Source organism: Cedecea davisae DSM 4568, from assembly GCF_000412335.2.
GTDB lineage: Bacteria > Pseudomonadota > Gammaproteobacteria > Enterobacterales > Enterobacteriaceae > Cedecea > Cedecea davisae.
Map to the genome: position 1 here is coordinate 1,825,404 of NZ_KE161030.1, position 26,124 is coordinate 1,851,527.

A 26,124-nucleotide genomic window follows, 5' to 3' on the forward strand; every position below is an offset into this window, starting at 1 on the left:
GCCGAACCGATGGCTTTGCGCCCGGCAGACCCGTTGAGCCGGGGCAAATGCGAGGTTATAGTAGCCGCAGATAATGCAGGAGGATTGACCGTGAACCTTGACGACAAATCGCTTTTTCTTGACGCCATGGAGGATGTCAAGCCGCTGAAAAACTGCGCGGACAGCCAGTGGATCAAACCTCAAAAAGAGCACATCGTCGCTAAGCCGGACCTGCTCCAGCTGGATAACTTCCTGACTACAGATTTTTTGGAAATCGTGCCGCTGGGTACGCAGCTTGAGTATAAACGGGAAGGGCTGCAAAACGGCGTGCTGGACAAGCTGCGCCAGGGAAAATACAGCCAGCAGGCGAGCCTGAACCTGCTGCGCCAGCCGGTGGAACGCTGCCGCCAACTGCTGTTCGCTTACATTATGCAGGCGAAGCAGGACGGCCTGCGTAATTTGCTGATCGTTCATGGCAAAGGGCGCGAAGATAAATCTCACCCCAATGTAGTGCGCAGTTTTCTCGCCCGCTGGCTGGTGGAATTCGACGAAGTTCAGGCTTTTTGCGTGGCGATGCCGCACCACGGCGGGAGCGGTGCCTGCTATGTGGCGCTGAAAAAGTCCGAGCAGGCCAAGCTCGAAACCTGGGAAAAACACGCCAAGCGCAGCCGCTGAAAAAACGGCTGCGCTTCGTTATTTTTAACCCGGCATAGATTTCCGAATCGAAGAAAGCAAGATTTGTGCGGCGGTTGAAAGCGGCCTGTCCACCCGGGTGAGAATGCCGATAGGCTCTCCTGCGCCCGGAATGGCGACCGGCAGCGCGGTCAGCGTGCCCTGGCGCAAATCATCCTTCACCGCGCCGGACGGCACAAACCAGACGTAGTTGTAGTCCACGGTAAGCTGACGCGAAAGCGAGGCAGAAAGAGTCTCGATGCAGGTCGAAGGCAGCTTGCAGCCCTGGGCCGCCAGCAGCGATTCGGCGTTATCACGCGGCACCGTTCCCTGCGGCGAAACGACGGCGGGCCACTCCATCACCCGGCTCAGGGTAATGTTTTCATGCAGCAGAGGGTGGTTAGGGCGCACCACCAGCTTCAGCGACTCAAGGAATAGTAGCTCATAATTTAGCCCGGTCATCAGCTCCGGGTCAGACATCCTCCCGATGCCCAAATCCAGTTCACCGGACTTAAGCCCCGCCAGCAGCATGGTGTTATTCATGGTGCCAACCTGAAGCGTCACGTCGCTTTGTTGCTTATGAAACTCGCCAATTACGGTCGGCAAAATGCCCAGGGCAGCGGTTGGCAAAGCGCCAATTCTCACCACATCCGGGCCGTTTTCGTCTTTGCGGTTAAACGACTGCCCGGCATGATTCAGGGCGTCGAGAACTTTAACCGCATGGGTCAAAAACTGCTCGCCCGTCAGGGTTAATTGCGCGCCGAGGCGGCCACGTTCGAACAGGCGGGTGCCGGTCAACTGCTCCAGTTCATTAAGGGTTTTGGAGAGCGCTGGCTGGCTAAGGTTAAGGGTTTCAGCCGCGCGACCCAGGGTTCCCTGCTGGGCGACGGCTACGAAAGTATGCAAATGGCGCAGGCGAATGCGCTGACTGAAAAGAGCATTTTTTTCCATAGGCGATGTTAAAAACAGACCGGTTGTGCTGACAAGCTTCGTTGTTTGATTTTGATAACCTGATTGCAAAATATCATTAACATTTAGCTATGGGTAGCAACATAAGCGATTTATATCAGAAGAATTTTTGCTCAGCAGGATAACCAGATAGTGCCGAAAAGCGGCATCGCCAGCAGAATTTAGCCTCGCCTGTTTTAGTTAATTTATTGTTAATTTAGAATCTGCCGGGCGGCGATTCCTCATAACACGATGTTATGTAATACGCTGAAACAAATTACTTTTTAGGCGCTGCAAAGCAGATCACAAAACGGAAATTCTTCCACCTGGCCGACTCGCCAGGCTCTACGCTTTCAGCAATATCCACTGGAGGCATGACATCATGGCGAACACCATCACGGCCGATGAGATTCGGGACAAATTTTCGCAAGCTATGTCGGCGATGTACCAGCAAGAAGTGCCGCAGTACGGCAGTTTGTTAGAACTTGTGGCCGATGTGAATTTCGCGGTGCTGGAAAACGACCCGGAACTGCATCAGCAGCTGGAAAATGCCGACGAGCTGGCAAGGCTCAACGTGGAACGCCACGGCGCGATTCGGGTGGGGAAAGCGGAAGAGTTGGCCATCCTCAGGCGAGTTTTTCAGGTGATGGGGATGCACCCTGTCGGCTATTACGATCTCTCGCAGGCGGGCGTGCCGGTGCATTCAACCGCGTTTCGCCCGGTGGATGACCAGGCGCTGGCCCGTAATCCGTTTCGCGTGTTTACCTCGCTGATGCGCCTTGAGTTGATTGATAACCCCGAACTCAGAACCCGAGCCGCTGCCATTCTGGCGAAGCGGGATATTTTTACCCCGCGCTGCCGCGAAATGTTGGATCTCTATGAGCAACAAGGCGGTTTTAGCGAAGCGCAGGCCGATGAGTTTGTGGCCGAGGCGCTGGAAACATTCCGCTGGCACCAGCACGCAACGGTTGACGCCGAAACCTACCGCGCGTTGCATGATGAGCACCGGCTGATCGCCGATGTAGTCTGCTTCCGTGGCTGCCACATTAACCACCTGACCCCGCGCACGCTCGATATCGACCGCGTGCAGTCGCTGATGCCGGAACGCGGAATTACCCCAAAAGCCATTATCGAAGGGCCGCCGCGCCGCGAGCGCCCGATTTTACTGCGCCAGACCAGCTTTAAAGCGCTGGAAGAGCCTATTTTGTTCGCCGGTGAGCATCACGGAACGCATACCGCCCGTTTCGGCGAAATAGAACAGCGCGGCGTAGCGCTGACGCCGAAAGGCCGGGCGCTGTACGACGAACTGCTGCTGGCGGCGGGCAACGGCACGGATAATCTCAGCCACCAGCAGCATTTACACGAAGTGTTCAGCCGTTTCCCGGACAGCGACGCGCTGCTGCGCCGCCAGGGGCTGGCCTATTTCCGCTATCGTTTGACGCCCGTTGGCGAAATGCACCGCCACTCAATCAAGCCAGGCGACGACCCGCAGCTGCTTATAGAACGCGGCTGGCTGGTGGCGCAGCCGGTTATTTATGAAGATTTCCTCCCGGTCAGCGCGGCGGGTATTTTCCAGTCAAACCTTGGCAGCGACGGCGGGCAACGGCAGCACGGCCATTCCAGCCGCAGCGAGTTTGAACAGGCCCTTGGCGCAGAGGTTGCAGACGAGTTCGCCCTCTATCAGCAGGCCGAGGATCGCAGTAAACGCCGTTGCGGTTTGCTGTAAACGCGCTACCCTGCTGGAGTGTCAGTAACAAGGAACAGCAGATGGAACAAGTTGTTAGCGTTGCTCAGGGGAGACTGAGCGGCGTTCTTCAGGGGAAAGTTGCGGTCTATCGCGGCATCCCCTTTGCCGCTCCGCCGGTGGGTGAACTGCGCTGGCGGGCACCTCGTCCCCCGGCGCACTGGCAGGGTATCCGCCAGGCGGATACATTTGCGCCTGCATGCTGGCAAAGCCTCGAATACTGCAAAGCGGTTGGCGGCGGCGATCCCGGCCAGTTTTCTGAAGATTGCCTGTATCTCAATATCTGGACCCCGGCCCGGCGGGATGCGGAGCCGCTGCCGGTTATGGTCTGGCTGCACGGTGGGGGCTACACTATCGGCGCAGGCTCGCTGCCGCCCTACGATGGAGCAGCCTTCGCCTCGCGGGATGTAGTCCTGGTGACGGTGAATTACCGTCTTGGCCATCTCGGCTTTTTCGCCCATCCGGCGCTGGATGAAGAAAATCCAGACGGCCCGGTTCATAATTTCGCGCTTTTAGACCAAATTGCTGCCCTGAAATGGGTGCAGGAAAATATCGCTGCTTTCGGCGGCGACGCGGGGAATGTCACGCTGTTTGGCGAGTCTGCCGGGGCGCGTAGCGTGCTTTCGCTGCTGGCGTCGCCGCTGGCGAAAAACCTTTTCCACAAAGGTATTATACAAAGCGCCTACACGTTGCCGGATGTCGACAGGAAGAAAGCCCTGAAACGTGGCGTAGCGCTGGCCGGTCATTACGGGCTGCAAAATGCCACAGCGGATGAACTCCGCGCTCTGCCTGCGGATGGGCTGTGGGCGCTTGAAGGGCCGCTTAACATTGGTCCAACGCCAATCTCCGGCGACGTCGTGCTGCCTGAGCCGATGCTGGATATATTCTTCGCCGGGCGTCAGCACCGCATGCCCTTGATGGTCGGGAGCAACAGCGACGAGGCAAGCGTGCTGAGCTACTTCGGCATCGATCCTGCCGGGCAGGTCGAACTGCTGCGCCGGGAGCGGCGTTTCGGACTGGGGCTTATCAAACTGCTGTATCCCGGAGTGAAAGGGGATGCCGAACTCGGGCGACAGGTGTGCCGCGATATGGCTTTTACCACGCTGGGTTTTGTTGTGATGCAGGCCCAGCAGCGGGTCAATCAGCCCTGCTGGCGCTACTATTTTGATTATGTGGCGGAGGCGGAACGTAAAATCTATGCCAACGGCACCTGGCACGGCAACGAAGTGCCGTATGTTTTTGACACGTTAAGTCTGACGCCACCCGCAAGTGAATACGTCAACCAAAACGATCTCACGTTTGCCGGGCAAATTTGTGACTACTGGACCCGTTTTGCCCGCAGCGCCGGTCCCCACAGTAAAGCGATACCGGGCCCGCTAAGCTGGCCTGCCTGCGTTCGCGGCAAGGACCGAACGATGCGGTTAGGCGTTCACTCGCGGGCGCGGTTCAAAGTGGAAAACCGCTTTATGCGCATGAGAATGCAGCTGTTTAAGCGGGTCATGAAGCATCACGTCAGCCTTGACTGAGCAACTCATGGCAAAATGCTTCAAGCCCGGCGGCGTGCTCGCTGCCGGGTTTAACCGCCAGACGGTAGCCCGCACCGGTTTTTACACTGCGATCAAACGGCCTGACCAGCCGCCCGGTACGAATATCTTCTGCCACCAGCGTTTCATCGGCGATGGCGATCCCAAACCCCTGAATAGCGGCGCTGATGGCGAGATCCATAGTGTCAAAATGCTGATTTTTACTCATTGCCTGCCAGGGCGCAGAAAACCCGGTCTGCCAGAGTGACCAGTCGGTGCGGTCCCGCGTTGGGTGCAAAAATGTCAGTCTTTCCCAGCCGCTATCTTCTTTTGGCAGCAGGCTCTGGCTTACAACCGGCGTCAGCGCCTCCTCGAACAACAGCGTGCCGGTTTTCGCCGACTGCCCAAAAACAATTGCCGCGTCAAACGGCTCATTTTTGAAGTTCACGCCGTGCTCAACGGTCGTGGTCAGCGCAACCTGTAGCTCCGGCATGCGTTGTTCAAGCTGAATCAGCTTTGGCACCAGCCAGCGCATCGCGCAGGTTGGCGCTTTAAGACGAATAATTTCTGGCTTGTGGCAGGCGCGGTCGGCTACGTCCAGCAGATTATTGAACGCGCTTTGTAATTCCGGGAGCAGGGCGCTGCCCTGTGGCGTAAGGCGCAGCCCGCGCGCGTGGCGTTCAAAAAGCGCAAAGCCAAGCCACTGTTCGAGGGCGGCAATTTTGCGGCTGACGGCGCCCTGGGTGAGGCAAAGTTCCTTCGCGGCCCTGGTCAGGTTCAGGTGCCTGGCGGTGACGAGAAAAGCGTCCAGAGTATTCAGGGGAAAATTGCGCCGCGTCATGATGCTCTCCGTTGAGCTATGCATTTTTTGCATGGCTATTATGACAACAATTCGATTGTCGTGGCAATCGCATCCGGATTGAATAGTTATGCAAATCGCATATTGTTCAGGAGCGGCTATGGCCATGCAAACCCCGGTGCAACATCGTTCAAAACTGCCGGATGTAGGAACCACCATATTTACGGTTATCGGTCAGCTTTCCGCCCAACATAAGGCGATCAACCTTTCTCAGGGCGCGCCCAACTTCCCCTGTGACCCGCAGCTTATTGCCGGAGTCACCAGGGCAATGCAGGAGGGGCATAACCAGTATGCGTCCATGACCGGACTTGCGTCGCTGAAAAATCTTATTGCTGAAAAAGTCGCGGCGCTTTACGGCTCAACCTACGATCCGGCGGATGAAGTGCTGGTTACCGCCAGCGCCAGCGAAGGGCTGTATTCCGCTATCGGCGGACTGGTACACCCCGGCGACGAAGTTATCTATTTCGAACCCTCTTTTGACAGCTACGCGCCGATTGTTCGGCTCCAGGGCGCAACGCCGGTTGCCCTTAAGCTCAGCCTGCCTGACTTCACCATTAACTGGGATGAAGTGCGCGCTGCCATAACGCCGCGTACCCGCATGATTATTGTCAACACGCCGCATAACCCAAGCGGGCAGGTGTTCAGCGCTCATGATCTCGAAATGCTGGCGGCGCTTACCCGTAATACGGATATCGTTGTCCTGTCTGACGAAGTGTACGAGCACATCGTGTTTGACGGACAAAAGCATCACGGCATGGCCACGCACCCGCAGCTTGCCGAGCGTAGCGTTATCGTTTCATCGTTTGGCAAAACCTTCCATGTTACCGGCTGGCGCGTGGGGTACTGCCTGGCGCCCGCCGCGTTGATGGATGAGATTTGCAAGGTGCATCAGTTCCTGATGTTTTCAGCCGATACGCCAATGCAGCACGCTTTTGCTGATTACATGAGCGATCCGCAAACTTATCTCTCGCTGGCGAGCCTTTACCAGCGCAAGCGTGATTTAATGCAGTCTCTGCTGGCGGAGTCGCCATTCGAGCTGCTGCCGAGCGCCGGATCCTTCTTCCTGCTGGCTCGTTTTGGCCACTTCAGCGACGAGTCCGACAGCGAAATGGTGAAGCGTTTGATTACCGAATACGGAGTGGCAACCATCCCGCTCTCTGCGTTTTATACCGACGGTACCGATAACAAAATTATCAGGCTGTCATTTGCCAAAGATGAAGCCACATTACGGGCGGGCGCGCAGGCGCTGTGCCGGGTTAAGCCACGCTGAAAGGGGTCATGATGAAAAAAGTTTATGCGCTTAGTTTGCTTATTGGGCTGTGCTCTTCGTTTTCTGCGCTGGCGGCCGGCGAGCTGCGTTATGGCCTCGAAGCCGAATATCCGCCGTTTGAAAGCCGCAACAGCGCGGGCGAGCTGGAAGGCTTTGATATTGAACTGGGGAAAGCGATTTGCCAGGCAGCCAGCCTCAAATGCACCTGGGTTGAAACCTCGTTTGACGCACTGATTCCGGGGCTTGCGGCGAAGAAATTCGACGCCATCAACTCGGCGATGAACATTACCGCCCAGCGCCAGAAAAGCATTGATTTCACCCAGCCAATCTACCGGATTCCTTCCCAACTGGTGGGCAAAGAAGGCAGTGGCCTGCAAGCCACGGCGGAGGGGCTGAAAGGCAAATCTATAGGCGTTCTGCAAGGCTCGATTCAGGAAACCTACGCGAAAGAGCACTGGGAAAAGCAGGGCGTTAGCGTAGTGTCGTACAAAGACCAGAATATGGCCTGGGCCGACCTGCTGAATGGCCGTATCGACGCCTCGCTGGTGATGTCCGCCGCCGGTCAGGCCGGGTTCCTGAGTACGCCGCAGGGCAAAGGCTTTGGCTTTATCGGCAAGCCGGTGAGCGACGACACCATTCTCGGGAGCGGGATCGGTTTTGGTTTGCGTAAAGGTGACGCTGTCACTAAAAAAGAACTGGATGCGGCCATCGACAAAGTTAAAGCCGACGGCACCGTAACGAAGCTGGCGCAGAAATTCTTTCCCGGTATCGACGTTAGCGTGAAATAACCCCGTCAGATATCGCCCCGATAAGCGTGCAGCTCCGGGGCGATATCTCCTCGCGTGCCGCCTTTTCTTGCCGGAGAATTGCAAAATTTTCGGCTATATCTGGTTTCCATAAAAAAAACCTTCGTTCAATCCCCGGAAAGCTTCGCCGCCCATTGGATTCATTGTGAATTTTGTCTAGAGTGTGCGGTCGTACAGGTAGCAGTCTCTTGCCGCTGTTCTGCCCGCCGGGCGGGACGAAACACATCGACACATAAGGACGATTTCTCAGGCATGAATCGCAGACGTTTTATCCAGGCCTCTATGGCTCTCGCCGCTGCCTGCGGCACGCCGACCCTTGCCACGCTGTTCTCCCGAAGCGCCTTTGCAGCCGAGTCCGGCATTGCGGACGGCCACTCCACCGCGTTCGACTTTGCGGTATTACAGGGAATGGCCCATGACCTGTCGAAGAAACCCTGGGGTGGAGCACCCCGACCGCTGCCAAATACCCTTGCCAACCTGACGCCTCAGGCCTACAACAGCATCCAGTACGATGCCGATCATTCGCTGTGGAACAATATCGACAATCGCCAGCTCGACGTGCAGTTTTTCCACGTCGGCATGGGATTCCGCCGCCGCGTCAGAATGTTTTCCCTGGACTCCGCAACCCACCAGGCTCGCGAAATCCACTTCCGCCCGGAGCTGTTTAACTACAACGACGCGGGCGTCGATACCAGGCAGCTTGAAGGCCAGACCGATCTCGGTTTTGCCGGCTTAAAAGTGTTTAAAGCGCCAGAACTTGCCCGCCGTGACGTCGTTTCATTCCTCGGCGCCAGCTACTTCCGCGCCGTGGACAGCACATATCAGTATGGCCTTTCCGCGCGTGGCCTGGCCGTTGACACCTTTACCGATACGCCGGAAGAGTTCCCGGACTTCACCTCGTTCTGGTTCGAAACGCCTAAAGCTTCCGACACTACTTTCGTGGTTTATGCCCTCCTGGACAGCCCGAGCGTCACCGGCGCGTATAAGTTCACCATCAGCTGCGAGTCCGAGCGCGTAGTGATGGATGTGGATAACCACCTGTTTGCCCGCAAAGACATCAAGCAATTGGGCATCGCGCCGATGACCAGCATGTTCGCCTGCGGAACCAATGAACGCCGCACCTGCGACACCATTCATCCGCAAATTCATGACTCAGACCGCCTGGCCATGTGGCGCGGCAACGGCGAGTGGATCTGCCGCCCGCTGAATAACCCGCAAAAGCTGCAATTCAACGCGTTTATGGATGAGAACCCGAAGGGCTTCGGCCTGTTGCAGCTGGATCACGATTTTGCCAGCTATCAGGACATCATGGGCTGGTACAACAAGCGCCCGAGTCTGTGGGTGGAGCCGCGCAACAAGTGGGGCAAAGGCACCGTTGGCCTGATGGAGATCCCGACCACCGGCGAAACGCTGGATAACATCGTCTGCTTCTGGCAGCCGGAAAAGCCGGTGAAAGCCGGGGATGAGTTTGATTTCAAATACCGCCTCTACTGGAGCGGTCTGCCGCCGGTTACTACGCCGCTGGCGCGCGTTTACGCCACCCGCACCGGCATGGGCAGCTTCCCGGAAGGCTGGGCGCCGGGCGAGCACTTCCCGGAAAAATGGTCGCGCCGCTTTGCCATCGACTTTGTAGGCGGTGACCTGAAAGCCGCCGCGCCGAAGGGCATTGAGCCGGTCATTACGCTCTCCAACGGCGAAGCGAAGCAGGTTGAGATCCTCTACGTCGAGCCGTTTGACGGTTACCGCATTCTGTTTGACTGGTATCCGACCAACGACTCCACCGACCCGGTTGAGATGCGCATGTTCCTGCGTTGCCAGGGTAAGGCCATCAGTGAAACCTGGCTTTATCAGTATTTCCCGCCGCCGCCGGACAAGCGTAAGTACGTCGACGACCGCGAAATGCGTTAATCATCCAGCCCCGCCGTGTAAAAGCAGCGGGGCTTTTTTTAACGAGCTTTTAGCTGTTTTGCCAGGGCGTCAATAATGTAGCTGTTAAGAGACATACGCTGTTCTGCCGCAGCCAGCGCGAGGCGCTCGCCTAATGATTCAGGGTAGCGAAGCGTAAAGGTTTTCACTTTTTCCTCTTTCTCAAAAGGTTCAATGCCGCTTTCCCGGCAGTCCTCGATATACAGCTGCAGCGACTTTTCGCCTTCCCGCTGTAGCCCCGGCGCGCTGTCAGCCACAAAGTCGCAATAGCCCGTCAGCCCGAGAAATTTGCCACGGAACAGATTGATTTCGGGTATCCAGGCGATTAGCGCTGGCTGGCCGTTGATAATCATAATGTTAGGCAGTGCTTGTGCTGTGGTCATGGCGTTACTCCAATGCTCTCAAACCATTCTTTTACGTTATTAATCGCACCCTTGTCGGTATCAGGTGAGGGATGGGGTCGGTGAAAATGAGCGATGCTACCGTTGAGCAGAAAGCGCACCCGGGAGCCGCTGCCCTGGCTTACTTCACCGCCTGATGCCAGAACCAGCATTTCAATATCCTGCCATTTAATGCCTGAAGGCACCGGGCGGGCAAAAATTTGAATTAGCGTCTGATGATGTTTTTTTCTGAGGTAGTCCTTGCCATATCCCATGAATCCTTCCGTGACTTCAAATTATGATGTCATCATAGCATACAGGGTTTTGACGTCAATTTATGAAGTCACTTTGCGCGATGTTTTCCAGATTTTGATAAAAGTCAGGTCGGGCAGGAGGGCGGTTATTCAAGACACTTATTGATTGATGAATTATCCATAGTGAATTTTTATGCATCACCATTTGGTGAGGCTGTCGCAGCGGATGCAATTTTCGGGAAAAGTGACATAAGATAAGCGTCACCTGTTTAATAACGCCGGAGCCTGAGTGTGGAAAATAATGAAGAATGGCGGGATGAAATCATCGAGGTAGACGGTCAAATAGCGCTGCATTCGGTTAGCGATAAGTACGTTGAGCCGCTATTTTCACTGATCCAACGTAACAAAAACTGGCTGCAAAAGGCGATGAACTGGCCACAGTTTGTCACAACCACTGAAGATACGCGCAAAACCGTTCAGAGCAACCTTATGCTGCATCATCGCGGTTACGCGAAGATGTTTATGATCCTCTATCGCGATGAGCTGGTAGGCGTATTTTCGTTTAACCAGATAGTGCCGACCGACAAAACGGCCTACATCGGTTATTGGTTAAGTGAAGATATGCAGGGGAAAGGTATTGTTTCTGCGGCGCTGGAAGCGGTTATCGGTAAATATTCCGCAGAGGGAACGGTGCGGCGCTTTGTGATTAAATGCATCGTCACGAATATTGCCAGCAATAGCGTCGCAACGCGCAATGGATTCACCCTTGAAGGCTGCCTGAGGCAGGCCGAATATCTGAACGGCGAGTTCCACGACCAGAATATTTACGGACGCATCGTCGACTAATCAGAACACGCCGTAAAAAGGCGAGCGGGTAATAAGCTGCTCGCCGTTGATATCCTTAATGCCGCGGATATGGATAAGCTCGTCGCCGCAGCCTTCCACGACGGCGCGGTCATAGATCTGCACGTTGTTCTCAATCAGCACATTGCCCGTTAATCGGGCCTCGCCATAAATGTGCACATTGTCATCCAGTTGGATAGGGCCGCCAGTCAGTGTCGCATCGCCAAAAACGCGCACACGATGCTTCAGCACGCAGTCACCTTCGATAACCGCATTATCATAAACCTGCGAGGAATAGCGAACGGTGGGAATTTGGCTGTCGCCGAAGCCGGCAACTATTCTGGCGCTGCCGAACACTTTGGCGCAGTCGCAGATCCAGACGTTATTTTCCTCGTTGCCTTCAATGATGGCGCGGTCATAAACCTCTGCCCGGTGCTCAATAAACGCGTTAATGATCCGTGCATGGCCGTAAATTTGTGCCTGATGCACCACGCGAGAGGCGCTGAGCGTGGCATGGCCGTAGATCTGTAGCCGTAGCTCAGGGTCTTCCGTCAGCCCGAGTACGGCAATAATCTGGCAGCGGTTTTGCAAGCGGGCGTGGTCGAAAATGTGGCATTCGCCGCTGATTTGCGAGTGCTCAATCCGCGCGTTGCCGCTAATTCTCGCTCCCTGGCAAATCTCTGACTCGCCCGTAACAAAGGCATTATCCTCAACGCTTGCGCCGCCCCAGATTTTTGCATCCTCTTCCAGCCAACAGTCGCCCGTCTGGCTGAGATTTCCCTCACTTTCCACCCAGCCGCCGCTTTGCCCGGCACGCACATCGGCAAAGTCGCGAAGCGCCTCGATTTGCCAGAGCCGGACTTGCTGGTTTTCCCCCCCAGGCTGATAATCATGAAGCCGTGAGTCCTCGGTAAGCCGGTATTTTTTCATCGCAGTTTCTCGCCGTTGCCTGATGATAAACGTAGCAGGAAAATCACCGGCGTAGCGTTCTGCCGGGGGATCGAATAAAATGCATTTAAAATACATTTTAAAATATAAACAGAATGAATAAATCTTCTTCCGCCAGCTTTATCAATCTGCCCGCAGGTTACTTCGGCATGGTGCTGGGTATTATCGGGATGGGCTTTGCCTGGCGTTATGCCGCCACCATCTTGCCGGTGTCGTCGGCCATCGGCGAAGCGCTGGTAGCTCTCGCCAGCGTTATCTGGCTACTGCTTGCCGCCGCGTTTGTCACCCGCCTGGTGCGTCATCCTCAGAGTGTAAAGGCAGAAATCTATCACCCGTTGATGAGCAGTTTTGTCAGCCTGTTTCCTGCTACCACTATGCTGGTGGCGATCGGCATTACGCCGTATTTTCGCCCACTTGCCGTGGCGCTGTTTGGCTTCGGGGCCGCGGTGCAGCTTTGTTATGCGGCCTGGCAGTCCGCCGGGTTATGGCGTGGCTCTCACCCGCAGGACGCCACCACGCCGGGCCTTTATTTACCCACGGTTGCCAATAACTTTATCAGCGCGATGGCAAGCGGGGCGCTGGGTTACCACGACCTCGGCATTATGTTTCTTGGTGCGGGCGTCTTTTCCTGGCTTAGCCTGGAGCCAGCAATTTTGCACCGCATGCGCAGCGCGGGTGAGCTACCTGCGCCGGTTCGGACTTCTCTCGGTATTCAACTGGCTCCGGCTCTGGTTGCCTGTAGCGCTTATCTGGCGGTTAACGGCGGCGTCACCGACTTCTTCGCCAAAATGCTATTCGGCTACGGCCTGCTGCAACTGCTCTTTATGCTGCGATTAATGCCCTGGTATATGGCGCAGCCGTTCAACGCGTCCTTCTGGAGCTTCTCGTTTGGCATCTCGGCGCTGGCAACGACCGCGCTGCACCTGAGCCACGGCAGCACCGACGGCCTGTTCCGCATCATCGCTATTCCGCTTTTTATTTTTACTAATGTAATTATCGGCCTGCTGCTGGCGCGCACCTTTATCCTGCTGATGCAGGGAAAGCTGATTTTGCGCTCCGCACTGCCTGAGAAAAAGGATCTGTTATGACCGTGAAGTCTGAAAGCTACTACAGCGAAAAATATGGTTTAACCGCAACACACTCCGATGTTGTTAATGCCGCGACTATCGTACTGCCCGGTAAAGCGCTGGATCTTGGCTGCGGCGGCGGGCGCAACAGCCTGTACCTGAACCAGAAGGGGTTCGACGTCACCGCGTGGGATAAAAACCCGATGAGTATCGCCAACCTGAACCGGATTATCGAGACGGAAGGGCTGAGCAACATTGTTACCGCGGAAGTGAATCTCAATGAGCTGACCTTTGACGGCGAGTACGACTTTATTCTCTCCACCGTGGTGATGATGTTCCTTGAGCGCTCTACTATTCCGGGGCTGATCGCCAATATGCAGCGCTGCACGAAGCAGGGCGGATACAACCTGATTGTGGCGGCAATGGATACCGAAGACTTCCCTTGTACCGTCGGCTTCCCGTTTGCATTTAAAGAGGGCGAGCTGCGTAATTACTACGAAGGCTGGGAGCTTGTTAAGTACAACGAAGATGTGGGTCAGTTGCATAAGACCGATGAGAACGGTAACCGTATTAAGCTGCGTTTTGCCACTATGCTGGCGCGGAAGGGATAAAGGTTAATCCTCAATCCCTCTTGCTCCGATCTCCGCGCCTCCGGGAGAGGGATTAAGTTCCCTCGCTCTTGTTCTGATCCCCTCGCCCCTTTGGGAAGAGGGTTAGGGTGAGGGGAAAACTACTTCGCCGCCAGCAGGCAGAGTTTCAGAGCCACATTGTAAGAAGCCTCAAAAGCCCTCAGCGGCAAAAACTCAAACCGGGAATGGAAGTTATGCGCCCCGGTAAAGAAGTTCGGGGTTAACAGCCCCTTGGCCGACAGCGCTGCGCCGTCCGTGCCGCCGCGCATTGGAATAACCTTCGGCTCAATATCAAGCTCTTCGAGTGCGGCAAAGATCAAATCAATCGCCCGGCGATCTTCGGTAATAGCATTGCTGATGTTGCTGTAGGTATCGCTGATGCTGTATTCCACTCGCGCGGTTGGGTATTGAGCAGCAATTTTCTGTGCCACTTCGCCAATCTGCTGTTTGCGGCGCTCAAAGTTTGCCTGGTCGAAGTCCCGAATATTGGCCTTCAGCACCGCTTCGCTCTGTGAAGCCTGAATTCCGTTAAACCAGATATAACCCTCGCGGCCTTCGGTATGCTCCGGCGTCTGCTGGCGGTCAAAGTGGCTGATGTAATCCGTCGCCATTAGCAGAGGATTTACCAACACGCCTTTGGAAGACATCGGGTGGCTGGTCACGCCGGTAAATTTTAGCTCGGCGTGCGCGGCGTTGAAGTTCTCATAAACCACTTCACCCAGCTCACAGCAGTCAATAGTCCAGGCGAAATCTACGTCAAACCGCGCCAGATCCAGCGCCTTCGCGCCGCACAGGCCAATCTCTTCATCCGGCACAAAAGCTACCACGATATCGCCGTGCTTATGCTCCGCCGTCAGGTTTTCCAGCAGGGTCATCACCACCGTTACCGCCGCTTTATTGTCTGCGCCCAGCACGCTGGTGCCGTCGCTAAAGATAATGTCTTCCCCTGGATAAGCGTTGATTTCCGGGTGTTCGGCGGTGCGCAGCCAGATGTTTTCTTTGGCATTAAGGCACAGGTCTTCGCCGCTGAAACGCAGGATTTGCGGATGGATATCCGGGGAGAGGCCAACGTCAACGGTGTCGATATGGGTGATAAATCCGATGCGAGGCGCGCCCTTTACGTTGCCTTTTTTCACGGCGGTTACCGTGGCGTGCTGGTCAATAACAATATCGTCCAGGCCGAGCTGACTCAGCTCTTCTGCCAGCAACTGAGCCATCTCATGCTGCCCCTGCGTGCTGGGCAGCGTGCCGGTGCGCGGGTCGCTCTGGCTGGTGACCGCCAGGTAGCGGAAGAAACGTTGGGTAAGCTGGGCGCTGAGCGGCGAAGGCATAGTGTTTCCTTATTGTTCGATGTTGTTTGTTGGCAATGTAAATTTAATGTTATTTATTAAGGCGATTTGCACAAGCTTTATTCATTCAGGGTCAGGACAAACACCACAGGAAGATAGCGATGAGAACAAAGATTACAACGCTTGCGCTCGCCGTGGCGGCGCTCTCTTTAAGCACCGGCGTTGCCGCCAGTACGCTGGTTTACTGCTCGGAAGGCTCGCCGGAAAACTTTAACCCGCAGCTTTATACTTCCGGCACCAGCGTGGATGCCAGCGCGGTGCCGGTTTATAACCGCCTGGTGGACTTCAAAGTCGGCACCACCGAGTTACAGCCAAGCCTGGCGGAAAGCTGGGACGTGAGTGAAGACGGCAAGGTTTACACCTTCCACCTGCGCAAAGGGGTAAAGTTCCAGAGCAATAAATACTTCAAGCCCACGCGCGACTTTACCGCCGATGATGTCATTTTCTCGTTTATGCGCCAGATGGACCCAAAGCATCCGTACCACAACGTTTCCAACGGCAACTACTCCAACTTTGAAAGCCTGGAGTTCGGCAAGTTAATTACCGCCATCGATAAAGTGGATGACAATACGGTTCGCTTCACGCTCGCTCACCCGGAAGCGCCGTTTGTTGCCGATCTGGGCTGGTATTTCGCGTCGATACTTTCCGCCGAATATGCCGACTCTATGCTGAAAGCGGGCACGCCCGAGCGCGTGGACTCCGATCCTATCGGCACCGGGCCATTTGAGCTGAAGCAGTACCAAAAAGATTCCCGCATTCTGTTTACCGCTTTCCCGGACTACTGGCAGGGCAAGTCGAAGCTGGATCGACTGGTATTTTCCATCACGCCGGATGCCTCGGTACGCTATGCCAAGCTGGAGAAAAACGAGTGCCAGGTGATGCCGTTCCCGAACCCGGCTGATTTGCCGCGTATGAAGGAAAATAAAGACATTAACCTGATGCAGAAAGCGGGGCTGAACACCGGTTTTCTCGCCTTCAATACTCAAAAGCCGCCGCTGGATAACGTGAAGGTTCGCCAGGCGCTGGCGCTGGCCATCAACAAGCCGGCGATCATCGAAGCTGTCTTTCACGGAACCGGCATTGAAGCAAAAAATCTGCTGCCGCCGGGCGTGTGGAGCGCGGACGATAAGCTGAAAGACTACGATTACGATCCGGAGAAAGCTAAAGCGTTGCTGAAAGAGGCTGGCTTTGCCAACGGCATGAGCATCGATCTGTGGGCGATGCCGGTTCAGCGCCCGTATAACCCGAACGCTAAACGCATGGCGGAGATGATTCAGGCCGACTGGGCGAAAATTGGCGTTACGGCGAAGATTGTTACCTACGAATGGGGCGAATACCTCAAGCGTGTGAAAAGCGGTGAACATCAGGCCGCGCTGATGGGCTGGACCACGGCAACCGGCGATCCGGATAACTTCTTCGGCCCGCTATTTACCTGTACCGCGGCCAACGGCGGCTCCAACTCATCAAAGTGGTGCTATCAGCCGTTTGATAAGCTGATTATTGAAGCCCGCGCCGAAGGTAATCATGACAAGCGCGTGGAACTTTACAAAGAAGCGCAGCAGATGATGCACGACCAAATGCCGGCGGTGATGATTGCCCACTCAACCATCTTTGAGCCGGTACGCAAAGAAGTAACCGGGTATGAGGTTGATCCTTTCGGGAAGCATATTTTTTATCAGGTGGATGTGAAGAAGTAACTCAGGCAGGCTGCTTTTTACCCTGCACGTTCAGAGAACGGTAAACGTGTCAGGGGGAATTATGCCATTCCCCCTGATTCCGGTTAGCCTGGACTACGCTCGCTAACCGCCTCTACCGGCGTAGCCGCCGCCGTCTGATTAGCCTGCTGTTCTTCGCGGAATTTCAGGTTATCCCATACCCGGAAGAACGGGTAATACATCACCAGCGAAATCGCCAGGTTCACAATTTGCAGAATCGAGCCGGAAATGTGGCCGCCTGTTGCCAGATAGCCGCTGACGATAATCGGCGTGGTAAACGGCAGGGCGATACCGGCTGGCGGCGCGACCAGGCCGGTTGCCATCGCGGTGTAAGAAACGATGACCAGCACTACCGGCGTCAGGATAAACGGCACCACCAGGTACGGGTTCATCACCAGCGGAATACCAAATACCATCGGCTCGCTGATGTTAAACAGACTGCCGGGTGCGGCGATTTTCCCAAGTTGCTTCATTTGCACGCTGCGGCTGCGGATAAGCATAAAGATAACCAGGCCTAACAGCGCGCCCGTACCGCCCGGGGCAATCCACAGGTCATAGAACTGCTGGGTAATGATGTGCGGGATCGGCAGGCCGTTCTGGAAGGCTGCCAGGTTTTCGGACATGTTGGTCAGCCACACCGGGCGGATAAACACCAGTACGATGGTGTCTCCGTGCAGGCCCAGGGTCCACAGAATACCAATCAGAATAACCGAAACGATCATGCCCGGCAGAGAGCCGCCGATGTGGCTCATCGGGATGCCAACCAGGTCGGTAATCATGGTGTTGATATCGCCGAACGGTGTGGCTTCAACCAGCAGACGCAGCGCCAGCACGACCGCCAGCACGCAGAAGCCCGGCACCAGCGCGAGGAACGATTTTGCCACCGCAGGCGGCACGCCTTCCGGCATGCGGATAACCAGATTGCGGTTGCTGATAAAGCGGTAGATTTCGGTGGAAAGCAGGGCAACCAGAATCGCCACGAACAGCCCCTGGCTACCAATTTGCCCCATCGGCAGCACGCCTTTTACGAACTCAGCAGGCCCGCCGGAAGGTGGCGTGAACATAATGTTCTGCGGAATTGTCATAATAAAGGCCACCAGCGACACCGCGCCTGAAGTCAGCGGATCGATGGTGCGGTATTTTTCGGCCAGGCGATAGGCGATGCCAAAGCTGGAGATTATCGCCATAATATCGTAGGTCGCTTTTACCGGGTAAAGCAGCTTGCTCTGCCAGCTGGCACCGAACAGGTCGCTCATCAACTGCGGGTAACCGGGCACCGGCAGGTAGGCAAAAATCAGGAAGAACGAGCCGATAAGCATAAACGGCATGTTCAGGATTATCCCGTCGCGGACGGAGAGCACATGTTTTTGCCCGGCGATCTTCAGCGCCACCGGCAGCACATATTTTTCAAGGAACGATTTTTTTGTAGACACGGTTACCCCTGTCCCGGCACGGGGCCGGGTATTATTGTTATTGGTCTGGTTTCCCGGCGAGCCTGCATAGCGCGCCAGCCGGGCAGCGGCGCTAGTTAAATTGCGGCAGCCATGCCTTATTACTTTCCAGCACTTCTTCAAGCAGCGCCTGTGCGATGTTGACGTCCGCCACCAGCGGGTTGGCAATCAGCGCCAGCAGCGCCTGTTGCTTATCGCCGTGGACGGCCGCTTCAATCGTCAGCCGCTCAAAGTCTTTTACCTGCTGCGTCAGGCCGTTCATCAGCGGCGCCAGCTTGCCAAACGCCAGCGGATGAGCGCCGAGAGCGTCTATCACGCAGTTGGTTTCGATAACCGCATCGTCCGGCAGGCCCTGAATCGCACCGTTATTGGCGGTGTTGACCACCATTTGCTGGCCGAGGTTGTTGTACAGCGCGTCGATAAGCTCCAGCGCCACCTCGGAATAAAACGAACCGCCACGCTGGCTAAGCTGCTCCGGCTTTTTGTCGAGCTGCGGGCTGGCGTAAAGTTCAAACAGCTCGGCTTCAACCTTCATTACCTGCTCGGCACGGGTGCCTTTACCGCTGGCAGCATCGGCCAGCTCGTCTTTGAGCATGGTGCGGGTTTGCCAGAAATAGCGGTGATAAGGGCAGGGAATAGCCTTCAGGGCGCGCAGCAGCGCCGGAGGCCACGGAATGGCTTTGATGTTGTTCATCGAAAGCTGCTCGCCGTCGCACAGCATTTCGATGACTTCGGCGGTGGCGTCTCGCCCATCGGCAATGACTTCGTGCACCCAAACCATGTGATTGAGCCCGGCAAAGCGCAGCGTCACTTTGTCATAAGGCAGTTTCAGCATGTCGGCGATGGTGTGGTGCATGGTCACCGGCACGTTACACAGGCCAACGATCTTCGCGTTGCTATAGCGGGACACCGCCTCGGTCACGATACCCGCCGGATTGGTGAAATTGATTATCCAGGCATCAGGCGCAAGGCGCTCCACGCGTTTAGCGATATCCAGCATCACCGGAATAGTGCGCAGCGCTTTGGCAAAACCGCCGACGCCGGTGGTTTCCTGGCCCAGCAGCTCGTGGCTTAATCCGAGGCGCTCGTCTGCGGCGCGCGCGGGCAACTGGCCAACGCGCAGCTGGGTCAGCACAAAGCTGGAGCCGGAAATTGCGGTATCCGGATCGAAGTGAACCGAAACTTTGACCTGCTCCAGCCCCTTATTAGCGAACATGCGGCGGGCAAGGGCGGCGATAATCTCTACTTTTTCGCGCCCGGCTTCCACGTCCACCAGCGCCAGCTCCGTCATCGGCAGGGCGGCATGGCGCAGGATCAGGCCTTCAATCAGTTCCGGGGTGTAGCTGCTGCCCCCGCCCACAACGGTAATTTTCATCTCTGCTCTCCCGGGCCGGTCAGGCCATTAAGGTGATGGCTTTATCCAGCACGCGGTCGCCGCGCATGGTGCCGTAATCCATCATGTCGATAACCGCGACTGGCTTACCAAGCGGGGCAGAAAGCTCGGTCAGGCGAGCCAGCTCGAACTGTACCTGCGGGCCAAGCAGCACCACGTCCGCGCTGGAGAGGTGGCTTTCAATCTCGGCGACCGACACGGCATCAATCTGCACATCCAGGGCGCGCTTCGTCGCCTCTGTGCGCATTTTTTGCACCAGCATGCTGGTGGACATTCCCGCGGCGCAACATAACATGATCTTTTTCATTACCTTTCCTCTCAAAAATGAAAACCTGTTTCAAACAACAGCGCGTTTATTCAGCATGTATGAAAATTATTTTCATGACCGTGATCTGCGTTGGATTATTGATTTCCCGAATAGCAAAGCAATTTGCAGCAGGATGCGGTATGACTGAGAGAAGGCACGCGGCAACCACGCCGCAGTAATTGAAAAATAATTTCAAAGCACTATGATGACTTATCAACCCGTGACGCAGACACAAGGAACCCATACCGCGATGGATATTGTTTATCACCTGGTCCACGGGTTAGCCGACTCATCTCCCCAGGAAACTCGCCTGGCCCGCTTTTTCTTGGAAAACTTCTTCCAGTTACCGGACGCCAGCATGGAACAGCTGGCTGCCAGGGCAGGCGTAAGCCAGGCGACGCTGCAACAGTTTGCCCGCACCATCGGCTGTAGCGACATGAACGACTTCCTGGGCCAGGTTCGCCACCAGCGTGACGACAGCCGCGTGCAGCAGGCGCTGGCCGTACCGTCTCAGGTTCTGGGCGACGCGGCCTGGGTGGATAACGAAACTCTGCAATACCTCGCCAACCGTGGCGGCGTGGCAAAGGACGTGCTGGAACGTTTTTCTCATTCCATCGGACGGGATACCGACGGCGACATCATCACGCGCATCCGCCAGCGGCTTGCGGAGTTCAGCCAGCAAGAGTCCCGGGTTGCCCAGGCGATACTCGACGATCCCGGCTTTGCCGCATCGGCAACCATTGACCAACTGGCACAGGCCGCAGGCGTCAGCCCGGCAACGATTACCCGCTTTGCGCGGGCGGCGGGCTGCGACGATATACGCGACCTGCGCATGAAGCTGGCTCAGGCCAGTACGGCACTGCCGGGCAGCGGGCTGTCATCACGCTGGCAGCAGCGGCTAAACGGCATTCAACAAACGCTGAATCAGCAGCTGGAAACGCTCCTGGAGCCAGCGGTTACCCGGGCGATAGCGCTGCTTAAACGCGCCAACGCAATCCATATCTTTAGCGCCGGAGCGGCGGACACGCCTTTCGCCAGCCTGCTGCAATACCGGTTGTTAACCCAGGGATTGCCGGCGAGCGTCTGCTCTGACCCTGCGCTGATGAGCTTTACCGCCTCAATGTTAAATAGCGGCCAGGCGATGATAGTCCTTGCCAGTTCGGTGCCGGACGGGGCGTTGCTGGCTGCGGTACAGCAGGCCAGAAAGCAGGGGGCGGAAGTGATTATGGTCACCAGCGATCCGGGCGCGACCGCGCATGCCAAAGATATTCTGCTATCACCCGGCGACGGTCGCTACGGCTCGCTGCTGATTATTGATTTACTGTGCGACGGCGTAGCCGCCGAGCCGGAAGCGAGCGGTGGCTCTGAGTTTTAAAATCAAAGCAGCATTACCCACACGAGGAATGTCGTTTTTTGCTATACCTGAAAGGCTTATACCAACTAACAGGGATCAAACGATGCGTACCACAACGTGTTTTAAAGTTGCTTGTCTGGCAGGATTGTTAGCGTTGGCGGGGTGTGCTTCAAAAACCACCGCGCCGGAAAAATACTCTGGGTTTTTAAAAGATTATTCCGGCCTGCAGGAAACCAAATCCGCGACCGGGAAAACGGTTATGCGCTGGGTTGACCCGAATTTCAAACCGGCGAATTACGACAGCCTGGTTTATAACCCGGTAGTTTATTACCCGGTTCCAAAACCAACGACGCAAATAGGCCAAAAAACGCTGGACGGTTTGCTGGCTTATACCAACACCAAACTAAAAGCCGCGGCGCAGCAACGTAAGCCGTTGGTCACCACGCCTGGCCCGCACAGCCTGATTTTCCGCGGGGCCATTACCGGCGTGGATAGCAGCAAAGAAGGGCTACAGTTCTATGAAGTTATCCCTGTCGCTATGGTTGTGGCGGGTACGCAAATGGCTACCGGCCACCGCACCATGGACACCAATCTCTACTTTGAAGGCGAGCTGATTGACGCCGCAACCAATAAGCCGGTGCTGCGCGTGGTACGTAAAGGCGAGGGCAAAACGCTCAATAATGAGAATGCCAAAGTGACCGTCGATACGCTGAAACAGGTTGTTGATGGCCTGGCAACGGACGCCACAATGTTTGACGTTCCGAATAAATAATCGCTTTAATTCAGACAAAAACCGCAGCTCATGGCTGCGGTTTTTTATTACGCCAGCTTTCTGCGCCACGGCAGCCACTGCTCGGGTTTGGCAAACATCACCAGGTTACCCACCAGAATCATCACCAGGCCGAGCACAGCGTTAGCGTGCCAGACGTAACCTTCGTAAACCGTCGATAGCGAAAGCGCTACCAGCGGGAACAGCAGCGTGCTGTAGGCCGCCTGGCTCGCGCCGATGCGGCCTACCAGCGTGAAATAGGCACCAAAGGCGATAACCGAGCCGAAAATCGCCAGGTAGAGCAGCGAGCCGATATAGCGCACGCTAAAGTCGGGCATAAATGACTCTCCGCTTGCCAGCGCTACTAACCCCATAATGGCGGTGCCGTAAAACATCGCGTAGGTGTTGGTGGAGAGCGTTTCCAGGCCACGGCTCTGATGGCGGGCGCTAATCATATTGCCGAGCGAGAACCCGAAGGTGCCGAGCGCGCTAAGGCCAATGCCAATTAACAGCGAAGGCGCAAGCTGGGTAGCGACCAGATCATGCCAGAACAGGGCGATAATCCCCGCTATCCCCAGCGCTGCCGCAGGCAGAACGCGTGGTGACGGCTTTTTGCGGAAGAACAGCATATTGTTGAAGGCGTTAAACAGCACCGCCATCGAGAAGATGACCGACTCCAGGCCGGAACTGATATAGGCCGCAGCGTGATAAAAGCAGAAGAAGTTAAAGCCAAACACGCACGCGCCCTGCAACACGCAAAACAGATGATCTTTAAGCGCTATACGCTTCAGGCGGCCCAGCGCCAGCAACGTAACCAGCATCACCACGGCCGCTACGGCAAAGCGCCAGAAAATGGAAACGGGTACGGACACCACTCCCTGTTGCATATAAATAGCAATCCAGGTGGTTCCCCAAATCACCACCACCAGAATATAAAGCAAAGCGTTCATTGAATTTCTCATTAGTCCAGAGCAGGGGAAGAGTATCAACCGCTGCTCTTAAAAGCGCTTTCACCCACCTGCGGGACTTGCATATTCTTGCGGTTTTTTTTCATCGTGATGCTGGCGGCTAAGATGCACAATCCCTAAACTAACAGGCATGTTCCAGAAGCCAAATTCCCCTATGACCGCGCCTTATCACGCCTTCGAAACGCTGCAAAAGCACAAAGCCCGTCTGAACGGTAGCGTTCAGCTTGGCTCCGGTATTCAGCTTGCGGCCTGGTCGAACGGCGACGACTGTATTACCCAGCGCAGCGATCACCACACGCTCAGCCTGTACGTGACTGAGGGGTATGAAACCTATCAGAAAACGGCCTCCGGCTGGCGCAACGGCGGAGGACCGGATCGTTTCTGCATCATGCCGGAAGACAGCGAGTCAACCTGGGACGTGAGGGATGAGTTCTCGTTTGTCCATCTCTACTGTACGGACGAACACCTGCGGGATATTGCCGAACAGATTTGGGAGCGCAGTCCGGCGGGGATTAATCTTGATGAAAAAACTTTTGCCGACGATCCGCGAATAACCCAGCTGTATCGCCATTTTCTGCTGAGCAGCGACTGGCAGCAACGAGCCAATCATCTGACGTTAAGCACCGCTTCAACGCTCTTGCTGACGCATCTTGTGCAGCACTACAGCAGCGTACAGTGGAAGCTGCCGACGGTTCGCGGCGGGCTGGCACCTGCGGCGTTACGCAACGCTCAGGCCTATATCGAGCAGAATATTAGTGAATCGCTGACGCTGGGCGAACTTGCTCAGCTCGCGGGCCTGAGTGAATATCACTTTGCCCGCATGTTTAAGCAGTCCACCGGCCTTGCGCCGCACCAGTACGTGATGCAGCGCAGAATGGCGAGGGCGGAGCAGCTGGTACGCCACGGACAGTTGCCGCTGACGGATATCGCCATGGCCTGCGGGTTCAGCTCGCCAAGCCATTTCAGCAACCGCTTCAGGAGCGTATTCGGCGCAACGCCTTCACAGCTACGCGCGCTTAAATAGCGAAAACGCCGTATAACAAACGCCCCCGGCAACCAGCCCCCAGAATGCCGAACTCACGCCCAGCAGGTTCACGCCGGATGCGGTGACCAGAAACGTCACGATTGCCGCATCCCTTTCGCGCTCATGGCTTAGCGCCTGATGCAAACTCCCGGCGATGGTGCCCAACAGCGCCAGCCCGGCAAGAGTATGTATCCAAGCCAGCGGCAGCGCGGTGAGCAGCGCTGAAATTGAACCGCCAAAGATCCCCGCAATCAGATAAAACACCCCGGCGGCCGCGGCGGCCATCCAGCGTTTGTCTTTATCAGGATGCGCTTCACCGCTCTGGCAGATGGCTGCGGTAATGGCCGCGATACACACGGAAAACACGCCAAACGGCGCAAGCAGCAGGGCGATTGCGGCGGTAACCACCATCAATGGAGAAACGGGAATGTTGTAGCCGGACGCCTTTAGCGTCGCCACGCCGGGTGCATTTTGCGAAGCCATCGTCACCAGGAAGAAAGGGACGCCGATGCCCAGCAGGCTGGTAAGGCTGAACGCGGGCGCGGTGAATTCGGGGATAACCACGGAAACCGGAACCGCGTTGGCATTAATCTCGCCGCCGACAAGGCAAATTGCCAGCCCGGCAAGCATTGCCGCCACTACGGCATAACGCGGTGCAAATACCTTAGCCAGCAGCCAGGCCAGAAACATACTGCCGCTCAACAAAAAGTGACCCTGTAACGAAGTGAAGGCCTCAAGCCCGAAACGCAGCAGCACCCCGGCCAGCATTGCCGCCGAAAGCGTAGGGGGAATAACGCGCATCAGCCGTGCGAACAGCCCTGTCGCGCCGCAAATCAGGATAAGCAAAGACGCAAAAATAAATACGCCAACGGCTTCGTTAAGGCTGGTGCCGGGCAGGCTGGTAGCCAGCAGCGCCGCACCGGGCGTTGACCATGCCGTCAGCACCGGCACGCGATACCAGAGCGTAAGCGCCAGGGTACTGACGCCCATTGCAATCCCCAGCATCGTCAGCCAACTGGCTATCTGGTGGGCATTAGCCCCTGCGGCGTCGGCGGCCTGCCAGATAATAGCGGCCGAACTGGCGTAGCCGACCAGCACGGCAACAAACCCTGCCAGCACGGTGGGTAGCGGAGGAAAGGAAAGACGCATGATGTTCTCGCTTGTGCGTTATAACGTCCGGCGAATATAACATTGTGCGCTATAGCGCACAAGGCGCTATACTACGTCGCCAAAGGAGAGCGATATGGATATAGCATTACATCTGGCTAATACCCTAAAAGGCCTGCGCCAGGCGCGGGGCTGGAGCCTGACTCTTGCCGCCGGGAAAACCGGCGTTTCGAAAGCGATGCTCGGGCAGATCGAACGCAATGAATCCAGCCCGACGGTGGCGACGCTCTGGAAGATAGCCACCGGCTTTAACGTGCCGTTCTCGGTATTTCTTGAGGCGGAAGCCGCGCCCGCTCGCCCGGTATTTGATCCGCAGCAGCAGGATATGGTGGTGGTGCCCATTTTCCCTTATGACCCGCAGCTACGTTTCGATCATTTCTCTATCCGGCTTGCACCGGGGGCGCTTAGCGAGTCCTCCGCACACGACCACGGCGTGGTGGAGCATGTGGTGGTAATTACTGGCGAGCTGGAGATGAAAATCGACGGTGAATGGCGGCTTTTACGCGCGGGAGAAGGGGTTAAATTTCACGGTGACCGGCCTCATGCATACCGCAATCCCGCTGACGATGAGGCACATTTCCATTCGCTGATTCACTATCCGGCGACGACGGCGTAACGTCTCTTTTTTGCACTATTTTGCATGAGCGGAATCATCTCCGGATTGGCATAAACGGCTGTAATCAGAAGAGATAATCTCTGTGAGCCGGCTATGTTCCGTTCACCGGTAAATCTGCTTCCCCTGCACGTTCTGCGAACGGTGAACGTGTCAGGGGAAATTC

At 56.1% G+C, this 26,124-nt stretch carries 25 protein-coding genes; 14 read left to right on the forward strand and 11 right to left on the reverse strand.

The window, feature by feature from the left end; genetic code table 11:
• The first annotated feature begins 90 nt into the window (after nt 1-90).
• A complete protein-coding gene (gene smrA, locus HMPREF0201_RS08560) occupies nt 91-654 on the forward strand; it encodes a DNA endonuclease SmrA (protein ID WP_039898163.1) in 564 nt (187 codons plus the stop codon).
• A gap of 24 nt (nt 655-678) precedes the next feature.
• Here smrA and HMPREF0201_RS08565 read toward each other — a convergent pair whose 3' ends face one another.
• Nucleotides 679-1,602 carry a LysR substrate-binding domain-containing protein gene (locus HMPREF0201_RS08565; RefSeq protein WP_016536178.1) on the reverse strand — a complete coding sequence of 308 codons (924 nt, stop codon included), beginning with the start codon at nt 1,600-1,602 and terminating at the stop codon, nt 679-681.
• Nucleotides 1,603-1,981: 379 nt separating this feature from the next.
• Here HMPREF0201_RS08565 and hglS point away from each other — a divergent pair, with 379 nt between their 5' ends.
• Nucleotides 1,982-3,325 (forward strand): 2-oxoadipate dioxygenase/decarboxylase HglS, encoded by a 1,344-nt coding sequence (gene hglS, locus HMPREF0201_RS08570; RefSeq protein WP_016536179.1) that lies wholly within the window; start codon nt 1,982-1,984, stop codon nt 3,323-3,325.
• Between the two features lie 41 nt (nt 3,326-3,366).
• Nucleotides 3,367-4,869, forward strand: a complete 1,503-nt coding sequence (locus HMPREF0201_RS08575) for a carboxylesterase/lipase family protein (protein ID WP_016536180.1) — start codon at nt 3,367-3,369, stop codon at nt 4,867-4,869.
• Here the strand turns inward: HMPREF0201_RS08575 and HMPREF0201_RS08580 are convergent.
• Nucleotides 4,856-5,707, reverse strand: a complete 852-nt coding sequence (locus tag HMPREF0201_RS08580; protein ID WP_039898164.1) for a LysR family transcriptional regulator — start codon at nt 5,705-5,707, stop codon at nt 4,856-4,858. The two genes, HMPREF0201_RS08575 and HMPREF0201_RS08580, sit on opposite strands and share 14 nt — an antisense overlap.
• 118 nt (nt 5,708-5,825) lie before the next feature.
• On the opposite strand from HMPREF0201_RS08580, the gene HMPREF0201_RS08585 reads away from it, so the two are divergent.
• The 3 genes from HMPREF0201_RS08585 to HMPREF0201_RS08595 all read left to right on the forward strand — a co-directional run bounded on the left by HMPREF0201_RS08585 (nt 5,826) and on the right by HMPREF0201_RS08595 (nt 9,709).
• On the forward strand, nt 5,826-6,995 hold the full coding sequence (locus tag HMPREF0201_RS08585; protein WP_039898166.1) for a pyridoxal phosphate-dependent aminotransferase: 1,170 nt from the start codon (nt 5,826-5,828) through the stop codon (nt 6,993-6,995).
• Nucleotides 6,996-7,006: 11 nt separating this feature from the next.
• A complete protein-coding gene (locus HMPREF0201_RS08590) occupies nt 7,007-7,783 on the forward strand; it encodes a transporter substrate-binding domain-containing protein (protein ID WP_039898167.1) in 777 nt (258 codons plus the stop codon).
• A 270-nt stretch (nt 7,784-8,053) separates the two neighbouring features.
• Nucleotides 8,054-9,709, forward strand: coding sequence for a glucan biosynthesis protein D (locus HMPREF0201_RS08595; RefSeq protein WP_016536184.1), 1,656 nt, complete (start codon nt 8,054-8,056; stop codon nt 9,707-9,709).
• A 38-nt stretch (nt 9,710-9,747) separates the two neighbouring features.
• Here the strand turns inward: HMPREF0201_RS08595 and HMPREF0201_RS08600 are convergent, their stop codons facing one another.
• Both HMPREF0201_RS08600 and HMPREF0201_RS08605 read right to left on the reverse strand, forming a co-directional pair.
• A complete protein-coding gene (locus HMPREF0201_RS08600; RefSeq protein WP_016536185.1) occupies nt 9,748-10,110 on the reverse strand; it encodes a type II toxin-antitoxin system HicB family antitoxin in 363 nt (120 codons plus the stop codon).
• Nucleotides 10,107-10,382 carry a type II toxin-antitoxin system HicA family toxin gene (locus HMPREF0201_RS08605; protein WP_016536186.1) on the reverse strand — a complete coding sequence of 92 codons (276 nt, stop codon included), beginning with the start codon at nt 10,380-10,382 and terminating at the stop codon, nt 10,107-10,109. The genes HMPREF0201_RS08600 and HMPREF0201_RS08605 overlap by 4 nt, the downstream gene beginning before the upstream one ends.
• 270 nt (nt 10,383-10,652) lie before the next feature.
• On the opposite strand from HMPREF0201_RS08605, the gene rimL reads away from it, so the two are divergent.
• Nucleotides 10,653-11,207, forward strand: coding sequence for a 50S ribosomal protein L7/L12-serine acetyltransferase (rimL, locus tag HMPREF0201_RS08610; RefSeq protein ID WP_016536188.1), 555 nt, complete (start codon nt 10,653-10,655; stop codon nt 11,205-11,207).
• Here rimL and ydcK read toward each other — a convergent pair whose 3' ends face one another.
• Nucleotides 11,208-12,134, reverse strand: coding sequence for a YdcK family protein (ydcK, locus tag HMPREF0201_RS08615; protein WP_039898169.1), 927 nt, complete (start codon nt 12,132-12,134; stop codon nt 11,208-11,210).
• A 113-nt stretch (nt 12,135-12,247) separates the two neighbouring features.
• Here ydcK and tehA point away from each other — a divergent pair, with 113 nt between their 5' ends.
• Both tehA and tehB read left to right on the forward strand, forming a co-directional pair.
• Nucleotides 12,248-13,240 carry a dicarboxylate transporter/tellurite-resistance protein TehA gene (tehA, locus tag HMPREF0201_RS08620; RefSeq protein WP_016536190.1) on the forward strand — a complete coding sequence of 331 codons (993 nt, stop codon included), beginning with the start codon at nt 12,248-12,250 and terminating at the stop codon, nt 13,238-13,240.
• The gene (gene tehB / locus HMPREF0201_RS08625) at nt 13,237-13,830 is read left to right on the forward strand and encodes a tellurite resistance methyltransferase TehB (RefSeq protein ID WP_016536191.1); all 594 of its coding nucleotides are present in this window, start codon (nt 13,237-13,239) and stop codon (nt 13,828-13,830) included. The genes tehA and tehB overlap by 4 nt, the downstream gene beginning before the upstream one ends.
• A gap of 119 nt (nt 13,831-13,949) precedes the next feature.
• Here tehB and pepT read toward each other — a convergent pair whose 3' ends face one another.
• The gene (pepT, locus tag HMPREF0201_RS08630; protein WP_016536192.1) at nt 13,950-15,179 is read right to left on the reverse strand and encodes a peptidase T; all 1,230 of its coding nucleotides are present in this window, start codon (nt 15,177-15,179) and stop codon (nt 13,950-13,952) included.
• A 119-nt stretch (nt 15,180-15,298) separates the two neighbouring features.
• On the opposite strand from pepT, the gene HMPREF0201_RS08635 reads away from it, so the two are divergent.
• Entirely contained in the window at nt 15,299-16,894 is a 1,596-nt protein-coding gene (locus HMPREF0201_RS08635; RefSeq protein ID WP_016536193.1) for an ABC transporter substrate-binding protein, read from the forward strand.
• Between the two features lie 83 nt (nt 16,895-16,977).
• Here the strand turns inward: HMPREF0201_RS08635 and celB are convergent, their stop codons facing one another.
• From celB to HMPREF0201_RS08650, 3 genes are all read right to left on the reverse strand, one after another.
• Nucleotides 16,978-18,345 carry a PTS cellobiose transporter subunit IIC gene (gene celB, locus HMPREF0201_RS08640; RefSeq protein WP_016536194.1) on the reverse strand — a complete coding sequence of 456 codons (1,368 nt, stop codon included), beginning with the start codon at nt 18,343-18,345 and terminating at the stop codon, nt 16,978-16,980.
• A gap of 91 nt (nt 18,346-18,436) precedes the next feature.
• Nucleotides 18,437-19,738 carry a 6-phospho-beta-glucosidase gene (locus tag HMPREF0201_RS08645; RefSeq protein WP_016536195.1) on the reverse strand — a complete coding sequence of 434 codons (1,302 nt, stop codon included), beginning with the start codon at nt 19,736-19,738 and terminating at the stop codon, nt 18,437-18,439.
• 19 nt (nt 19,739-19,757) lie between these two features.
• Nucleotides 19,758-20,063 carry a PTS sugar transporter subunit IIB gene (locus tag HMPREF0201_RS08650; RefSeq protein WP_039898171.1) on the reverse strand — a complete coding sequence of 102 codons (306 nt, stop codon included), beginning with the start codon at nt 20,061-20,063 and terminating at the stop codon, nt 19,758-19,760.
• Nucleotides 20,064-20,313: 250 nt separating this feature from the next.
• Between HMPREF0201_RS08650 and HMPREF0201_RS08655 the strand changes: the two genes are divergently transcribed.
• Both HMPREF0201_RS08655 and HMPREF0201_RS08660 read left to right on the forward strand, forming a co-directional pair.
• Complete coding sequence (locus HMPREF0201_RS08655; protein ID WP_071704089.1) at nt 20,314-21,438, forward strand: MurR/RpiR family transcriptional regulator; 1,125 nt, start codon at nt 20,314-20,316, stop codon at nt 21,436-21,438.
• Nucleotides 21,439-21,520: 82 nt separating this feature from the next.
• Nucleotides 21,521-22,189 carry a DUF3313 domain-containing protein gene (locus HMPREF0201_RS08660; protein ID WP_039898172.1) on the forward strand — a complete coding sequence of 223 codons (669 nt, stop codon included), beginning with the start codon at nt 21,521-21,523 and terminating at the stop codon, nt 22,187-22,189.
• A gap of 47 nt (nt 22,190-22,236) precedes the next feature.
• Here HMPREF0201_RS08660 and HMPREF0201_RS08665 read toward each other — a convergent pair whose 3' ends face one another.
• On the reverse strand, nt 22,237-23,136 hold the full coding sequence (locus HMPREF0201_RS08665) for a DMT family transporter (protein ID WP_016536200.1): 900 nt from the start codon (nt 23,134-23,136) through the stop codon (nt 22,237-22,239).
• A 172-nt stretch (nt 23,137-23,308) separates the two neighbouring features.
• On the opposite strand from HMPREF0201_RS08665, the gene HMPREF0201_RS08670 reads away from it, so the two are divergent.
• A complete protein-coding gene (locus HMPREF0201_RS08670; RefSeq protein WP_039898173.1) occupies nt 23,309-24,178 on the forward strand; it encodes a helix-turn-helix domain-containing protein in 870 nt (289 codons plus the stop codon).
• On the opposite strand, the gene HMPREF0201_RS08675 is transcribed toward HMPREF0201_RS08670, so the two are convergent.
• On the reverse strand, nt 24,161-25,327 hold the full coding sequence (locus tag HMPREF0201_RS08675; RefSeq protein WP_016536203.1) for a benzoate/H(+) symporter BenE family transporter: 1,167 nt from the start codon (nt 25,325-25,327) through the stop codon (nt 24,161-24,163). The genes HMPREF0201_RS08670 and HMPREF0201_RS08675 overlap by 18 nt on opposite strands.
• Nucleotides 25,328-25,421: 94 nt before the next feature.
• Between HMPREF0201_RS08675 and HMPREF0201_RS08680 the strand changes: the two genes are divergently transcribed.
• Nucleotides 25,422-25,961 carry a helix-turn-helix domain-containing protein gene (locus HMPREF0201_RS08680; RefSeq protein ID WP_016536204.1) on the forward strand — a complete coding sequence of 180 codons (540 nt, stop codon included), beginning with the start codon at nt 25,422-25,424 and terminating at the stop codon, nt 25,959-25,961.
• Nucleotides 25,962-26,124: the final 163 nt, after the last annotated feature.

Bases quoted from the DNA above. Each gene is read 5' to 3' on its own strand.
- HMPREF0201_RS08565 (WP_016536178.1), bottom strand. From the start codon at position 1,602: ATGGAAAAAAATGCTCTTTTCAGTCAGCGCATTCGCCTGCGCCATTTG.
- hglS (WP_016536179.1), top strand. From the start codon at position 1,982: ATGGCGAACACCATCACGGCCGATGAGATTCGGGACAAATTTTCGCAA.
- HMPREF0201_RS08575 (WP_016536180.1), top strand. From the start codon at position 3,367: ATGGAACAAGTTGTTAGCGTTGCTCAGGGGAGACTGAGCGGCGTTCTT.
- HMPREF0201_RS08580 (WP_039898164.1), bottom strand. From the start codon at position 5,707: ATGACGCGGCGCAATTTTCCCCTGAATACTCTGGACGCTTTTCTCGTC.
- HMPREF0201_RS08585 (WP_039898166.1), top strand. From the start codon at position 5,826: ATGGCCATGCAAACCCCGGTGCAACATCGTTCAAAACTGCCGGATGTA.
- HMPREF0201_RS08590 (WP_039898167.1), top strand. From the start codon at position 7,007: ATGAAAAAAGTTTATGCGCTTAGTTTGCTTATTGGGCTGTGCTCTTCG.
- HMPREF0201_RS08595 (WP_016536184.1), top strand. From the start codon at position 8,054: ATGAATCGCAGACGTTTTATCCAGGCCTCTATGGCTCTCGCCGCTGCC.
- HMPREF0201_RS08600 (WP_016536185.1), bottom strand. From the start codon at position 10,110: ATGACCACAGCACAAGCACTGCCTAACATTATGATTATCAACGGCCAG.
- HMPREF0201_RS08605 (WP_016536186.1), bottom strand. From the start codon at position 10,382: ATGGGATATGGCAAGGACTACCTCAGAAAAAAACATCATCAGACGCTA.
- ydcK (WP_039898169.1), bottom strand. From the start codon at position 12,134: ATGAAAAAATACCGGCTTACCGAGGACTCACGGCTTCATGATTATCAG.
- tehA (WP_016536190.1), top strand. From the start codon at position 12,248: ATGAATAAATCTTCTTCCGCCAGCTTTATCAATCTGCCCGCAGGTTAC.
- tehB (WP_016536191.1), top strand. From the start codon at position 13,237: ATGACCGTGAAGTCTGAAAGCTACTACAGCGAAAAATATGGTTTAACC.
- pepT (WP_016536192.1), bottom strand. From the start codon at position 15,179: ATGCCTTCGCCGCTCAGCGCCCAGCTTACCCAACGTTTCTTCCGCTAC.
- HMPREF0201_RS08635 (WP_016536193.1), top strand. From the start codon at position 15,299: ATGAGAACAAAGATTACAACGCTTGCGCTCGCCGTGGCGGCGCTCTCT.
- HMPREF0201_RS08645 (WP_016536195.1), bottom strand. From the start codon at position 19,738: ATGAAAATTACCGTTGTGGGCGGGGGCAGCAGCTACACCCCGGAACTG.
- HMPREF0201_RS08650 (WP_039898171.1), bottom strand. From the start codon at position 20,063: ATGAAAAAGATCATGTTATGTTGCGCCGCGGGAATGTCCACCAGCATG.
- HMPREF0201_RS08655 (WP_071704089.1), top strand. From the start codon at position 20,314: ATGGATATTGTTTATCACCTGGTCCACGGGTTAGCCGACTCATCTCCC.
- HMPREF0201_RS08660 (WP_039898172.1), top strand. From the start codon at position 21,521: ATGCGTACCACAACGTGTTTTAAAGTTGCTTGTCTGGCAGGATTGTTA.
- HMPREF0201_RS08665 (WP_016536200.1), bottom strand. From the start codon at position 23,136: ATGAACGCTTTGCTTTATATTCTGGTGGTGGTGATTTGGGGAACCACC.
- HMPREF0201_RS08670 (WP_039898173.1), top strand. From the start codon at position 23,309: ATGACCGCGCCTTATCACGCCTTCGAAACGCTGCAAAAGCACAAAGCC.
- HMPREF0201_RS08675 (WP_016536203.1), bottom strand. From the start codon at position 25,327: ATGCGTCTTTCCTTTCCTCCGCTACCCACCGTGCTGGCAGGGTTTGTT.
- HMPREF0201_RS08680 (WP_016536204.1), top strand. From the start codon at position 25,422: ATGGATATAGCATTACATCTGGCTAATACCCTAAAAGGCCTGCGCCAG.